The sequence below is a fragment of the Chryseobacterium sp. 2TAF14 genome (genome assembly GCF_052115105.1).
Lineage (GTDB): Bacteria > Bacteroidota > Bacteroidia > Flavobacteriales > Weeksellaceae > Chryseobacterium.
This window is the reverse complement of record NZ_JBFRGA010000040.1, coordinates 1-15,393: the sequence shown is the minus strand read 5'-3', so window position 1 is coordinate 15,393 and position 15,393 is coordinate 1. Positions and strand designations below refer to the sequence as shown.

The 15,393-nt window shown below is 35.3% G+C and carries 12 protein-coding genes; 2 read left to right on the top strand and 10 right to left on the bottom strand.

Going from position 1 to position 15,393, the window contains the following annotated elements:
- The 8 genes from AB4Y90_RS06795 to queG form a co-directional block, all read right to left on the bottom strand.
- Nucleotides 1-2,664: response regulator (locus AB4Y90_RS06795; RefSeq protein WP_441556662.1), on the bottom strand; the 2,664-nt coding region annotated here is incomplete at its 3' end.
- A 57-nt stretch (nucleotides 2,665-2,721) separates the two neighbouring features.
- Nucleotides 2,722-3,429 carry a GAF domain-containing protein gene (locus AB4Y90_RS06790; RefSeq protein ID WP_441556661.1) on the bottom strand — a complete coding sequence of 236 codons (708 nt, stop codon included), beginning with the start codon at nucleotides 3,427-3,429 and terminating at the stop codon, nucleotides 2,722-2,724.
- A gap of 319 nt (nucleotides 3,430-3,748) precedes the next feature.
- Complete coding sequence (locus AB4Y90_RS06785) at nucleotides 3,749-4,645, bottom strand: leucine-rich repeat domain-containing protein (protein ID WP_441556660.1); 897 nt, start codon at nucleotides 4,643-4,645, stop codon at nucleotides 3,749-3,751.
- A gap of 54 nt (nucleotides 4,646-4,699) precedes the next feature.
- A complete protein-coding gene (locus tag AB4Y90_RS06780; RefSeq protein ID WP_441556659.1) occupies nucleotides 4,700-7,348 on the bottom strand; it encodes an alkaline phosphatase PhoX in 2,649 nt (882 codons plus the stop codon).
- A gap of 160 nt (nucleotides 7,349-7,508) precedes the next feature.
- Nucleotides 7,509-9,299: a cytochrome-c peroxidase gene (locus AB4Y90_RS06775; RefSeq protein WP_441556658.1), complete on the bottom strand. Its 1,791-nt coding sequence runs from the start codon at nucleotides 9,297-9,299 to the stop codon at nucleotides 7,509-7,511.
- A 302-nt stretch (nucleotides 9,300-9,601) separates the two neighbouring features.
- Entirely contained in the window at nucleotides 9,602-10,258 is a 657-nt protein-coding gene (locus tag AB4Y90_RS06770; RefSeq protein WP_441556657.1) for a murein L,D-transpeptidase catalytic domain-containing protein, read from the bottom strand.
- Between the two features lie 6 nt (nucleotides 10,259-10,264).
- Nucleotides 10,265-10,942 carry a TIGR02117 family protein gene (locus AB4Y90_RS06765; protein WP_441556656.1) on the bottom strand — a complete coding sequence of 226 codons (678 nt, stop codon included), beginning with the start codon at nucleotides 10,940-10,942 and terminating at the stop codon, nucleotides 10,265-10,267.
- Between the two features lie 369 nt (nucleotides 10,943-11,311).
- Entirely contained in the window at nucleotides 11,312-12,259 is a 948-nt protein-coding gene (queG, locus tag AB4Y90_RS06760) for a tRNA epoxyqueuosine(34) reductase QueG (RefSeq protein WP_441556655.1), read from the bottom strand.
- A 112-nt stretch (nucleotides 12,260-12,371) separates the two neighbouring features.
- Here queG and AB4Y90_RS06755 point away from each other — a divergent pair, with 112 nt between their 5' ends.
- Nucleotides 12,372-12,650: a rhodanese-like domain-containing protein gene (locus AB4Y90_RS06755; protein WP_441556654.1), complete on the top strand. Its 279-nt coding sequence runs from the start codon at nucleotides 12,372-12,374 to the stop codon at nucleotides 12,648-12,650.
- Between the two features lie 54 nt (nucleotides 12,651-12,704).
- A complete protein-coding gene (locus tag AB4Y90_RS06750; protein ID WP_441556653.1) occupies nucleotides 12,705-13,322 on the top strand; it encodes an HD domain-containing protein in 618 nt (205 codons plus the stop codon).
- A 159-nt stretch (nucleotides 13,323-13,481) separates the two neighbouring features.
- On the opposite strand, the gene AB4Y90_RS06745 is transcribed toward AB4Y90_RS06750, so the two are convergent.
- Both AB4Y90_RS06745 and AB4Y90_RS06740 read right to left on the bottom strand, forming a co-directional pair.
- The gene (locus AB4Y90_RS06745) at nucleotides 13,482-14,255 is read right to left on the bottom strand and encodes an alpha/beta fold hydrolase (RefSeq protein WP_441556652.1); all 774 of its coding nucleotides are present in this window, start codon (nucleotides 14,253-14,255) and stop codon (nucleotides 13,482-13,484) included.
- Nucleotides 14,256-14,258: 3 nt separating this feature from the next.
- The gene (locus tag AB4Y90_RS06740) at nucleotides 14,259-15,203 is read right to left on the bottom strand and encodes an NAD(P)H-dependent flavin oxidoreductase (protein WP_441556651.1); all 945 of its coding nucleotides are present in this window, start codon (nucleotides 15,201-15,203) and stop codon (nucleotides 14,259-14,261) included.
- Nucleotides 15,204-15,393 lie beyond the last annotated feature (190 nt).

Here is a 15,393-nt window from a genome sequence, read left to right as displayed (position 1 = left end):
TCCTGCAGTAACGCCGATAATCGGAACTTCAGAATATTCCGGCAGCTGTCGGATCTGTCTTGTCGCTTCTATCCCGTCCATTACAGGCATTTGCACATCCATTAAAATCACATCAAAAAGATGGTTTTTACATTGCTCCAAAGCTTGAAGACCATCGGTAGCTTCCTTTAATTGTGCATCAGGACTTAACGATTTCATCAGCTTATTATTAAGAACCATATTCACCGGATTGTCATCAACAAGCAATACTTGTGGCGAATCCATAAGCGGAAAAGGCTTTTCTTTCGGCTCAGAATTCTGAACCATGATTTCTCTTTCTGAACTTTTAATAGCCCGTCTCAGTGTGTTGTATAATTCTTCAGATTTAATAGGTTTTAGCAAAAAATACGAATCTTCTTCTTTCTTAAACGAATCAATCACATCGTGTTCTTCTGAGGAAGTGTGAAGGATAACAAGGGGTGAAACTTTATTTTGCTCATTAAACAGCTGCTTTATTTTCTCAATTGTTTCCAAGCCAGAAATAATCGGCATATGATAATCTACGAGAATAACATCAAACTCTTCTCCTGCCAATAAAAGCTGAAGCGCTTCCATTCCGTTTGCAGCCAATGTAGAATTTATGTTTTTGTAAGCAAGMATATGCTGAAGAATAATTCTATTGGCTTCATTATCATCAACAATAAGTACTTTGTCGATCTTCAGCATTTCGTCTTCGCTGGGATCAGAAACATCATAAGGAATCTCAATATCAAAATAAAAAACAGATCCTTTCTGAACTTCACTCTTTAAAGAAAGATTGCTTCCCATATATTTCAAAATATTATTTGAAATGGTAAGACCAAGACCGGTTCCTCCGTATTGCTTGCTGATAGAACTATTTTCCTGAGTAAATGCATTGAAGATATGCTGCTGTTTTTCCGGCGGAATACCAATTCCAGTATCTCTTACCGAAAATCGTAATGTGATGTTTTGATCGTCTTTTTTCAGCTTTTCTACTTTAAGCTCTATTTCACCCTGTGCCGTGAATTTTACGGCGTTGCCGAGAAGATTGATGAGAATCTGCTTCAGTCGGGTTTCATCAAGCCAGATTGTTTTCGGAAGCCCCGGTTCAATATTTAAAAGAAGCTCAATATTTTTCTTTTGAGACTGATAAAGAACCACATTAATTACCTGGCTCACCATATCATAAACATCGGCTTTCTCAATCAGAAGCTCCATTTTCCCTGATTCTATTTTAGAAAAATCAAGAATATCATTAATAATATTCAGTAAATTTTCACCCGATTCATTAATATAGTTGAGGTATTGCGTTTGTATCTCGTTTAGCGGGGTCTGAAGCAAAAGATCTGAAAAACCGATCACTCCGTTGAGCGGGGTTCTGATCTCATGGCTCATATTGGCTAAAAATTCAGATTTGGTTTTATTGGCAATATCTGCCATTTTCTTTGCATTCTTAAGCTCGTCATGGGTTTTAACCAGCTCTGTGATATTTTGTGCAGAAACGATAACTCCGCCTACAACATCAGTCGATAAATACCACGGGTTTACAACAATGTTGTAACGCTGTATCTCGTCTTTATAAGGAACTTCTATAGCCATATCCTGGTTGATGTAGGTTTTGCCTCCCAATGCATCACGGTATATTTTTTTCCTTTCTTCCGGAACATTAGGCGAAACCGTAAACATATTTTGCCCGATAAGATCTATATCCTGCATCTGAAACTCGTTTTTCCAGTTGCTGCTTATTGAAAGATAATTAAGATCTTTGTCAAACATCGCCACCGGAGTAGGAACGTATGTTACAAATGACTGCAGCATGGCTTCTTTTGTAGCCAGCTCCATGTATATTTTTTTGAAGGTGTCAATATCCTGGATAATACCAAAAACTCTTATACAGACACCATTTTCAAATTCAGGTATTCCTTTTACCCTTACCCATATCATTACTCCATCATTACGTATAAGCTGCAGCTCTTCATCATATGGAATGCCTTCTTTTACGGCTCTTTCAAATAAAAACTCTACTTTTTCCCTGCTTTTTTCGCTAAAAAATCCTATTGCATTTTCAAAGTTGGGCTCAAAAGTCTTATCTACTTTATGTATTTCTCTGGTAGACTGCGACCAAAAAAGAGTATTGGTTTTAAGGTTGACTTCCCAGCCTCCGACCTGTGCGACAGCGCTTGTCTGTTCCAGCATTTTCTTGGTGTGTTGCAAATCTTTTTCAAGAGACATTCTTTCTGTAACATTCAAGGCAGTACTTACCACATAAGGGATTCCGTCTTTGTCTATTTCTACCAGATTATGATACATCCAGATCATTTCTTCCCCTTCCTTAGATTTTAGAATCATGGTTCCGAGGTCTTCCTCATTGTTGTTGATTCTTTCAAGATACTGTGCAAGTAAAGGCCAGTTTTTTTCGGGAACAAGATCTTTTAAATTCAAACCTTCCACCTCATCTGCAGAATATTGAAGTATTTTTCTTCCTTTTTCATTAACAGAGAGTATATTCCCCTCCATATCATGCATGCTCATTAAGCCGATTGCATTTTCAAAAAAGCTTCTAAAGCGGCGTTCCGAGCTTTCAAGCTCTTGTTTTTCTTCTATTTGCTGGGTAATATTTGTTCCGAAGCAGAAAATATCAGAATTACTTTGATTTTGTTTCATGGTCCATTCCACAATAATCTCTGAGTCGTCAATTTTTGTGGAAGTAGAAAATGTTATTTATTCCTGAAGATCCGGAAGTCTTTTTATGATCCCCCGCAATTCAAAATTATGCTCGCCCAGTATGCTTAAAAAACTCTGATGAGGATTTTTAGCTTTATCGAAATCAAAAACCTTTTCAAAAGCAGGATTAACATCTTTGAGCATGAAATCACTATCCAGAACGCAGATCAGGTTATTTGAAATATTGAAAGTCTGCTGAAAATATTCAGCTTCAATATTTTTTCTTTTTCCTGTAAGCAAGATGGTAACAGCATTTCCTATTTTTTGCAGAATCGTGACCTGCTGCTCAGTTAGGGTTTTAGGTTTGTAGTCTATTACGCATAGAGTTCCCAGTGCAAATCCTTCATCATCTACAAGAGGAACTCCTGCATAAAAACGGATTCCTCCCGCTAAGATCAAAGGATTTTCTGAAGATCTTTCGTCTAATAACGTATCGTTGATAATGACCACTTTTCCGCTTGCTATAGCGTATTGACATACCGTATTTTTCCTGTCTACCGTGTCAAGATCAAGGCCGATACAACTCTGGATAACCTGTGTTTCGCTCTCCATCATGGCAATAAGTGCAGCCGGGCAATCGGTAATGAGAGATGCCGTTTCTGCAAAAATATCCAGTTGCGGATCTTTCTCAAGCTGCAAAAGATCAAAAAGCTTCAGCTTATTAATCCGTTCATATTCGTTATCAGGAACAGGGTATTTATCCATATAGATAGGTCTTCTTTTTAAAAATGAAATTTGCTTTTTTAGGGCATAAATTTAATTATCATAACAAATAATTAATTATGTAATTAAAATTCAAAATTACAAACAATTTTACACTTAATCGCTATAAATTAGAATTCGTAACGGTTGTAAAAAAGCTATTTTAATATCCTTCTATTTATTTTTCTGAAATAATTTTATCCTGTGATGTTCCGGGAATTCTCTATGATCTTTCTGCAATTTTAATTCGGCTCCGGTTTAGAATAAAAAACCCCTGAAACTATTAATCTTTCAGAGGTTGTTTTATTTAATGCTAAAAAAATTAAAAATAAATTTGAGTATCGGGCATTTGCTTTTTTAGGTTTTCAACTTCAGCTTTATTAAGCGGATTACCTGTAAGAATAAGGGTTTTCAGGTTTTTTAAAGCGGTCATTTCTTTTGGTAATGATTTGAGCCTGTTATTTGCCAGATTCAGACTAATGATCTTTTTTAAATGTTTTATTTGGGGTGGAATTTCAGATATTTTATTTTCCCCTACATTCAGAAATTCCAGATTTTTTAAGTTCAGGATGTTTTTTGGAAGGGTAATCAACATATTTTTTTGCAGCTCAAGATATTTAAGTTTATCTGGAAATCCGGTTTCATTAAGGTCATTAATCTGGTTGGAAGAAAGATTCAGGAACTTAAGGCTTTTTATTTTATCAACATCTGAAACCATGCTGATCTGATTGCTGTGCAGATTTATCTCTTCCAGCCCCGGAATTTTTGTCAAAGCTTTAGGAAATATACTCAGATTATTGGCATCAAGATGTACGACCTTGAGGTTTTGAAGTTTTGAAAATTCAGGATTAAGCTCTGTAAGCTGATTGAGATTCATAGAAAACGAGCTGAGCTTTTTCAGCCTGTTGATTTCATCCGGAATATATTTGATGCTGTTTTCATTGATGTTGAGAATCTGAAGTTGCGAAAGTGAAAAAAGTGCCTCATCCAGCTTTTCAAAATTGTTTCCCATCATATTCAGAAAAAAAACAGAATCCATTTTCTTGATTTCAGAAGGCAGATTAAACAAACCTTTATCTCTGAAACTTAAGCTATAAACGATTTTATCAGACTTCAAAGCAGCTTCCAAATCTGTATAAGTAGGATATTTTACAGGATCGATCTGAGCATTGATGTTGGCAATATACAAAAAGGGCAAAAGACAGATATATTTTTTCATAAAGACAGAAAAAGGTCGCCGAAAAATTCCGACGACCGTTGTAAGGTATTAAAATTATTTTTTGAAGATCTTCGCTGTTTTCTGGAATCCGTCTGCTTCAATATTTAATATCAAAACTCTAGAAACCTGAAGCTGGCTTGTGAAATCTAAGTCTAAATTTGTTGTAGAGCCATTCATTTTCTTTTTAAACACAACTTTTCCATCAATACTATAAGCAGTTATTTCAAGATTTTTCAGTGCTTTTGAAGAATTGATCTTTACAATTCCTGAAGTAGGATTCGGAGCTACTGTCACATCATTCTCATTGACAACTTCTACCGTTCCCAAACTTCCAGAAGTTCCTAAAAACTGCTGTAAAGCAACAACTACAGTAGCAGATTTCCCTCTGTAATCTATTGTATTTCCTGTAGCATCCACATCGGTAGAGATGGTAGAGTTAGGATGCTGGATTGAGAAGAAACCAAATTTTTTGTCCGGCGTAAAAGTAAGACCGGTAGGTTCTGATCCTGCAGGCATTGATGCAAATAATCTCACGTTAGGATTTGCCTGTGTATGATCCGGACCAACGACCCAGATGTAGTTTTTACCACCATCCTGAAGTACCCAAAGGTTTCCAAGTTCATCGAAAGTAAGGTTGTCGTTTCCGTCTCCCCAAGCTTCAGTCTTTATTCCTTGAGCGGTGTTGAATGAATAGTTGGTTGATGCACCTCCTACAAAAGTTTCTACGTTGGAAAGCGTCATTCCGTTGTCTGTCATTCTGTAGACTTTATCTAATCCTTTAGCTGTAAAATAAATTTTACCATCAAGCGGGCTTATTTCAACATCTTCCACTCCATTGAACGAAGTTCCTCCCAATGACTGAGCCAAAGCAGCAGTATTATTCTGATCTGCCTGAAGTTTATTCGGAATCTGAATCCATTGTCCTGTAGTTGCAACCGGGTTTCCACCGCTTAATCCCTGATCAAGTTTTAAAACATATAAATTTCCTGACGTAAGGTTGTTCGGAGTATCCATCACATATTTATAAACCATGTGAGTTCCGCCGTCTTCACCGTAATAGGCAATAGTTCCGGCATCGTTGATCACCACGTTTTCATGGTTCATGATTCCCATTTGCCAAAGTTTATCTTTAGTTCCAGCCTGATTATGAGACATTACTTCTGCTGTTACAGGATTAATTTCTACCAACCAGCCATAATCTTTGTATCCGTCTGCATTGGTATCGTTTGAAGTAACAGATTCTTCAGCCGTAACCACAGTTCCCCAAGGTGTAATTCCACCGGAACAGTTTCTGATCGTCTGTACAAGGCTCGGTGCAGAAAAACTTACGGCTCTTGATTTTGTTAACTGCCAAAGTTTGGTTGAAGCATTATAATTAATTTCTGCCATCGTAACACCTCCCGGATTGGTTTCATGGTTTACAGAAAGATAACCATCGGTACTGCTGTTATTTTTAGCAACATAAGCTGTAAAATCATTAAGACCGCCAACTAATCCGCCGCCATCTGTATAATTATCGCCTTCTTTTAAGATTAACTGATATTTGTGCTCAGCAGGAATAATTAATTTCGGAGTCTGCGTTGTAGGAACAATTGATGTAAAGCAACTGATATGAGTTCCTGTACAATTAGAAACCGGAGGAGTAACTACCGTAGAATTTTTGATATAAGCATCCATTCTCAGATCTGAGCTCTGCATATCTCTGTTGTGAACTTCAATGGCAATTCTGTTATTTCCCTGTACAAATTTATTTTTTGGAATGATAAAAGTATTGTACGTATTTTCTGCAGCTCCGTCAATAATGGTGCTCGAAAAAGTATCGTGGGTAATTGTTCCTGAAGGCATATTGTCTCTTACCACTTCTTCACCGTTCAGATAAACAACAATCCCGTCATCTCTCATTACACCAAGCTCCATATTGCTTGAAAGATCTGCTAAATTTGCCGTAAAATCTTTAGCAAAATAAGCAGTTGCCAAACCTGAATTGATGGTTGTGGTAACCGGATCGCCGTAACCTAGAGGTCCGTTTCCTGTCGCCCACGATGAGATATTAAAATTAGCATCTTTCCATTGTGCAGCCTGAGGTTGGTTGTCGTCTTTGTACTTCCAGTCAGAACCCTGAGTAAGCACAGAGCCAATCGGCGGAGTTACAACGGTGGTTTTAAGATAGGCATCAATCGTTAAATCTGAACTTGAAGCACTTCTGTTGTGCAGTTCAATCGAAATTCTGTTGGTTCCCTGTACAAATTTGTTTTTAGGAATAGAGAAAACATTGATCGCCGTTTCTGCAGCTCCGTCAATTGTTGTACTGGAAAAAGTACTGTGAGTAACAACTCCTGAAGGCATATTGTCTCTTATCACCTCTTCACCGTTTAGGTAAACAATAATCCCGTCATCTCTTCTCACCCCAAATTCCATCATATTGGAAAGATCTGCCAAGTTTACTGTAAAATCTTTGATAAGATAAGCGGTATCTACATCAGAGATAAAAGAAGTTGTAACCGGATCGCCGTATCCTAAAGGCCCGTTCCCTACCGCCCAGCTTGAAACATCAAAATTTGAGTTTTTCCAGGTTGCAGGCAATGCAACATCTGCGTCGTTGTACTTCCATGCACTTTGCAATGCAAAAATTGTAGTCTGTGCCTGAAACACTGATGTAGTCATCAATGCCAAAGCTGCGATACTAAGTAATGTTTTTTTCACTTTTATTAAGATTTCATTTACCATGCAAAACTATTTTTTTTGCTTCGGCATTGCGTTACGCTATCTTTAATTAAACCCCGATGAATATTAAGATAAGTGAAAGTGAATGTTACGAATTTTAACTTTTCATTAAATTTAAATTTTACAAAAAATACAAGCTTTATTTTGGTAATTTCTTAGCCTTGCTGATGTCTGTTAAAGTATTCAGGAAACTGATAAGCTGCTTTTTTTCAGTTTCTGTAAGGTTGAGTTTATCTGCAGGAAGCGTCTGGTTTTTCATGGGCAAACCTAAACCTTCGCCTCCGCCTTCGTTATAAAATTCAATCACTTCTTCAAGCGTGTTAAAAGCTCCGTTGTGAAAATAAGGCTTCGTTAAGGCAATATTTCTCACGGTCATGGTTTTGAATGAGTTTTCATAGATCCATGAATTTTCTTTTTTTACATTAGAATTTATTCTTCCCCTGTCATCGTCGAGCTCCACAGGTAAATTTGAGATTGGTTTTTTAGTTACTCCTAAAACTTCAGATTCATTTTCATTAAAAAATGGCGGAACGAGTCCTGAAAAATGCGGTGCAAAATGACAGGTCGCACAATTGGCTTTGCCCATGAAGAGATTATATCCTTTTTTAGCATCATCAGAAATTTCTTTTTCGTTTCTCATAAAACGGTCAAAATCACTTTCAAAAGAATACAGAGACGCTACAAAAGAGCTTAATGCTTTAGAAAAATTCTGCTTATTGATTTTTCCATCTTTAAAAACTTTCCTGAAATCTTTTTTATACTCTTTATTGCCATTTAATTTCTGTACAATTTTTTGATAATCGGTATTAAACTCATCCTGATTGTAAATCACATGTTCTGCCTGTTGCTCAAGATAAAAGGCTCTCATATCATAAAAAAATCTTTTCGCAAAAACAGCATTATATAGAGAAGGTGAATTTCTTAAAACCGTTTTTCCTTCTACATTACTTGCAGATTTCTGTTTGAGATCGGTGTAGCCATTTTCCGGCAAATGACAGCTTGCGCAGCTCATCGTTTGATTTGAACTGAAATTTTGATCATAAAAAATCTTTTCACCCAAGTTTCTCAGCTCTTCAGAATCTTCGGAAGGTTTTAAAATGGTATAAAAATAAGGATCAAAAAAATCTGCTTTAAAAAAATCTTTATTCGAAACATTCCATCCGGAAAAGTTTTTAAGATCATCAGGATTTCCGTCCCAGCTTCCTAATTCTTCATATAAAGGCTGAACAAATTTCTTATAAAACTCTATTCTGTCGAATGATTCAAAATCTGTATTTTTCTCGAGATAAGCAATTGCATTATGAATAATAAAATCAGCTTTTTCCGTTTTAAAATTTTTAAAATAAGCCTCGTCATTGATGTAATTTCTCATTCCCTTTAAAGCATGAGCAGCTTCCTCAGAAATATTGAGCGAACCCGGAGTATCAAAACCGGTCACACCCAAACTGTAAATTCTGATAAGCTCAATTCGCAAAGGCAACGTCTTATTATTTCCCGAGCTTAATCCGTTATTCAAAGTGCTTAAGTAAAAGTTTGCGTAACTGTTATACAAAAAATTGGTAATTGCACTTATTTCTTCTTTTTGTTCACCGGCTTCGTCCGAAAAAATAAGTTCATCTAAAACCTGCAAACCTTCGGGAGGCAAAGTATAAGCGGAAGTTCCGGCTGCTTCTATATGAAAAAGCGGCGCTGCATTAAGGTGTGTTTTGGTAAATTCAGGATAATAAAAGGCTACAAAAAACTCTATTTCTTTAAAAGAATTTCTTGTATTTCTTAAAGTTTGCCGTAGTTTTTCTAAGGAAATTTTTTCTTGAGAATAAAGCTCAACATCATTTTTCAGGTATTCTAACTCTATTTTAAAATCTCGTAAACCTATGTTTATAAATTTATTGTCATTTTTTACACCCTGATCAACAGCGTTAAAAGACATCACAGAAAAAATGAAAGCACATGGAATAAGCAGTAAAAGGAAATATCTCACAGTTTTAATCGCAAAAGTAGGCTGATCAGATTACAGGAATTTTACGAATAAATTAAATAATGTTTACGATTTTCCTACGATCAAATCTGCATTTCGGTTTTTGCAATCACAGTCATTAATTTTATTAAACTTAAAAAAAATTATGAGTTTGTAATGAGAAACCGTGTTAAGGTTTAAAACCTTGACACGGTTGAGCTTGTTTTGCTGATTAAACAGATTTATTTCTATATTTTTAATATAAGTCTTTAAAATCATTCATTATAAATCCACATCAATAAAGGTTTTTCAGAACTTTGAATAATCGGATCCAATTCCTTCATCGCATTATTGGAAATTGTAGGGCAACCCCATCCTTCAGGAGAACCATTTGGATAAACTTCTTCATCACTCATCAGTTCCCAAGAGTGAAAAACGATGAATCTTTTCAGCGCATTATTGTTAGAATTTTCGAGACCGTGCATTAAATATTTTACATTAATTCCCCAATCGCTTCGTCCCCGTTCTCCCAACTGATATTTTCCCAAAGCTGAAAGATGACTTCCGTCTTCATTACTAAATTCGGGATTATCTTTTGAGTCATCGCTGCTCCAGCTATTTCTGCCGCAACCGTGACCCGCCAAATATTGATGAGTAATTTTCTTTTCTTTAAAATTCCAGATTATAAAACGATTCACCCCGGAATGAAGGCTCATATCAATTAAAATACAGAAATCGGTATTCATCTTTTTACTTTTGCAAAATGCAAGAGCTTCTTCTGCCTTCTTTTTTGTTTTAATTAAATCCAATTCAGGTTTTTGGTTCTCAACAATCTTTCTGTTTTCAGAGAGAGCGTTGCCAGAAAAATTTTTCGTTTCATTTTTACATGACGAAAGCATAATAACCAGGAAAATTAATTGAAAAAATTTCACCTAAATTTATTTATAATGAAGAAAAATGCCGTAATCTGAAGGCGTCCACCACGCAGCTTTTTGTCCGGCAGCTTTCAGTGCATCATTTGCCCAGGTGTTGCAGGTATTGAGGAAACTGTATCTTCCTTTTGCGTCATAAAAAGCATCATTATCATCATAAACAGCATTGGTAGGAATAAGAATGTAGTTTCCATTGGGATCTTTGTCGAATTTAGCATCGATAAATTTCACCAGTTCGTTATACTGACTTTTGCTAATCATGATCATTTTGCAATCATTAGCAACCGTCATTTTAGAGTAATACGAGCAATGCATTGCCGACTCGCTCATCCAAAATGCAGCTTTCACAGCCGTAGAAAACTTCAGATCTGCCCATGTTGGTGTATCAAGGTAAAAACCTTTGTCGCCCCACCCGATTCCTACATAATTGTAATCTGTTCTTTTAGATTTTGTATTGGCAAACGGAATTTTTGCGCTCCAATCGTGCAATTCGTTTTTCACGGGCATTACAATATCGGTATGAACGCCGTTTGTATAAATATAAATCGGGATTTCTTTTTGCTCGCCATCATCTTTTGCAGAAACCTCAATAAAAGGTAACAGATAACCAAGAATAGCGTACAAAACAATGATTCCGAGGATGATACCGAAAGTTTTCAGTGCATAGATCAGTATAGTTTTCACACTCATGTTTTCAAATATTGATATTTAATAAAATTTAATCTTATTTTTTTCTAAAAGTATTTATTTTAATTCAAAAATTAACTATATTTAGATATCAAACATTCACAAATATGCTTAAAAACACGAAATCTCAAAAAAGATTTAAAGTAAGAGTAAAAATTGCTCCAAAAAGAATACAAAAAAAACGTTGATTTTCTTAAAGACATTCTCTTTTTGAAAGTCAATTTTTCTTTTGCAGGAAAGGCTTTTTTAAGTTTTACAAATTGAAAATCTTTTATTTCTTTAAAACCAATGTTTTAAGGAATGATACAATAACCTCATAGTTTTTGGAGAGTAAAATTTCCGAACAGGTTTTTTCACCTTTAGATTTTAATGTAATTTCTCCGAAGACTGATTCAAAAACTCAATATTTCTTTTTAAACCGGCAAATTTTGTGCGTTTCACAGGCGATTTCCGGAATATTTCTGAGAATATTTCCTGAGTTAATTCTTTCCATTCTCCTTTTTTGAAATTTTTCAAAGCTTCATTGGGTTTAAATTTAGCCTGAAGATTTGGCGCAGAAAAACGGTTCCACGGACAAACATCCTGACAAATATCGCAGCCAAACATCCAGTCTTCCATTCTATCTTTAAAATAATCCGGAATTTCGGTTTTCAGCTCGATCGTTGCATACGAAATACATTTGCTTCCGTCAACAATTTTCTCAGAAACAATTGCATCGGTGGGACAAGCGTCGATACATTTTCTGCAGCTTCCGCAATGATCTGTCGTCTCGTTATCAGAAATTAAATCTAAATCGCAAATAATTTCCGCTAAAAAATAGAACGAACCGCTTTGTTTCGTAATTAAATTAGCATTTTTTCCAACCCAGCCAATCCCTGATTTTTTTGCCCAGCTTCGTTCCAAAACCGGCGCAGAATCTACAAAAACACGGAAGCCAAAATCTCCGATTTCCTGCTGTAATTCTGAAATCATGTCCCGAAGAATTTCTTTTACCACTTCATGATAATCTTCTGCATAAGCATATTTTGAAATTTTAAAATTCTCTAATGTTGAAATTTTTTCTTCAGGAAAATAGTTGTAGGAAAGCGAAATTACCGATTTAGAACCCTCTACCAAAAGTCTTGGATCTAGTCTTTTATCGAAATGATTTTCCATGTATTTCATCTCACCATGAAAATTATTTTTGAGCCAATTTTCAAGGTGATGAGCATCTTCTTCCAGAAAATCTGCTTTTGAAATTCCACAATTCTGAAATCCAAAACTTTTAGCTTTAGACTTAATTAATTGTGAATATTTTTCGGCATTTGAATTCATAGATTTCGCATTGCAAAACTAAGATTATTTTATAAATTTGTTGGAGTTTGGATGCGTGAAAATACTTTCCTTCATCTAATCTGTAATTTTAACTCAAAAAAATTTAAACATTATGTCATTAGCAGATGTATTACAATCAGGAAACTATGCATTAATCGACGTTCGTGAGCCAATGGAACTGGAAATGGACGGAAATATAGAAGGAGCAACCAACATTCCTTTAGGAGAAGTTGAAGACAGAAAAGAAGAAATCTTATCGATCGAAAAGCCTGTTGTTTTGTTCTGCAGAAGCGGAAACAGAAGTGGAAAAGCTTTAGAATATCTGAACTCTCAAGGCTTAAAAGAAGGCTACAACGGCGGAGGCTGGGCTGATCTGAAAGCAAGCTTATAACAAAATAGAAGGAACTTTTTTAAGTTCCTTTTTTATTTAATTAAAATTTTCCACGTGATTTTAAAAAACAGATTTGAAACGCTTTGTCTGAAATTTACTTCAGATCATAATTTAATTGAAAAATTTTGGCTTGAAATTGAGAAGAAATACTCAGAAAAAAGCAGGTATTATCATAATCTTCAACATTTAGAAGCTCTATTTAAAGAAGTTGAACAAGTAAAAGAAATGATCAAAAACTTCGATACGATTTCATTTTCTATTTTTTATCACGATGTAATTTATGATGCGACATCAAAATTAAATGAAGAAAAAAGTGCAGATCTGGCAAAAGAAAGACTTGAGCTTTTAGGTTTAAATAATGAAATTATACAGCAGGTTTACGAACAGATTTTAGCTACAAAATCTCATCAAAAATCTGAGAATGAAGACTGTAATTTTCTTTTGGATGCAGATTTGTCAGTTCTCGGAAAAAGCTATGAAGCTTATTCAGAATATACAAAACAGATCAGAAAAGAATACTCAATCTATCCCGATTTTCTTTATAAGACGGGAAGAAAAAAAGTTTTAAAGCATTTTTTGGAGCTGGAAAGTATTTTTAAAACTGAATATTTTAAAAATAAATATGAAACCCAAGCAAGGGAAAATATAGAATTTGAATTGAAAAATTTATAGATTTTGGCTAAAGCCTTTTTCTCATTTAAAAATTAAGCGGGCTAAAGCCCGCTTCTATTGATATTATTGAAAGTATATATTAGTAGCGTTTTTTTACCACCCCGTCAAAAATTTCTCCGAAATTTTAGCCACCCTTCCAGAGGAGGGGAATTTAGCAAATCAATGTATGAGAGAATTTATAAAATCTATGGATTTATTCAGAACGATTTCCGGAGATTCTTTGTGTGGCGTATGTCCGATATTGGGAATGATGAATTTCTCTGCTCTTCCTGTAACTTGCGAAACAGTTTTTTCAACCTGGTCTAAAGTTCCGTATTCATCGGCTTCACCTTGAATAAATAATAGTGGACTGGTAATACTTTTTAATAAATATTCAATATTCCAGATTCTGAATTTTTCGCTGAGCCAGATTTCTGTCCAAGCTTTAACGATTATTTCAACTTTATCGCCGTGATATTTTTCCAGACGTTGAGGGAGGTTTGTAGTTTTGTAAGCATTTAACGCTTCTTCCACACCTTTCACCGTAATATCTTCCACAAATATATGTCCGGCTTCACAAATTACGGCTTTTACTTTTTCAGGATATTTTGCTGCTGCAATTAAAGCAATCGTTCCGCCATCGCTGTGCCCGAAAAGAATGGSATCGTTAATATTTAATTCTGAAAGTAAATCATTTAATACATCAGCTTCCAGTTCCATGTAATCATTTTCTCTTTCATGGGTAATCATCGGAAAAGACTTTCCGTAACCTAAACGGTCGTAAATTAAAACATTACATTGGGCGGCTTCAGCCAATTTTTCAGGAAAATCTCTCCAAAGCTGAACCGAAGCTAAAGAATCATGCAGAAAAACAATTGTCGGTTTATTTTTAAATGAATTATTAAATTTTACAAATAAATTTTTCCCTTTTACATCAATTACCTCTTCAGTCATTATTTATAAGCTGGGATTTTTTGTCTCGTTAAATTCTTTTAAAAGGTTGGCAAAAACAGTTTCCACAGGAAGTACTTCGTCAATCAAAGCTGAAACCTGCCCGATTTCCAGTTCTCCTTCTTCCATATCACCTTCAAACATTCCTTTTTTTGCTCTCGCTCTGCCCAAAGAAGCAACCAGAGCTTCTGCATTTCTTCCAACGTTATAGATTTCTTCCAGCTCGTTGAAGAATTTGTTTTTAACCATTCTTACCGGTGCTAATTCTTTTAGAGTAAGATGAGTATCTCCTTCATTCAGTTCAGTAATTTTCTTTTTCCAGTTTTCGTGGGCGCTCGCTTCATGTGTGGCTGCAAAACGGCTCCCGATCTGAACTCCGTCTGCGCCTAAGAGCATTGCGGCTTTCATTTGAGAGCCCAAAGCAATTCCACCTGCAGCAATTAATGGTTTAGAAATATGTTTTTTAACATTTGGAATTAAGCAAAAAGTAGTCGTTTCATCTCTTCCGTTGTGACCTCCAGCTTCAAAACCTTCAGCAACAATTGCATCCACTCCTGCATCTTCACATTTAACTGCAAATTTGGTTGAAGAAACAACATGCACTACTTTTAAGCCTTCTTTCTGAAGCGTTTCTGTATATGTTTTGGGATTTCCGGCGGAAGTAAAAACAATCTTTACACCTTCTTCTAAAATGATCTGAATAACTTCATCTAAATTCGGGTACAGCATTGGAACATTTACTCCAAAAGGTTTATCAGTCGCAAGCTTACATTTCTGAATATTTTCTCTTAAAATATCGGGATACATACTTCCTGCGCCGATAATTCCCAAACCGCCGCAATTGGAAACCGCTGAAGCAAGCCTCCATCCGGAATGCCAAATCATCCCTGCCTGAATAATGGGATATTGAATATTAAAAAGTTCTGTGATTCTGTTTTTATTTTCGTTCATTTGATGAAGCTTTTTAGCGGAGTTGAAATCTATAAAATTACTCATAAGGTAAAAATACTAAAAACGTAGATTCTATGATACATCTGAGATCTATTTTCATAAAAAAACCTCCAGAAAATTCTGAAGGTTGATGTTTTATTTTTTAAGAGATTCTTTTTTCCAGTTCCCTTTAAAATCACAGGTGTCGTAT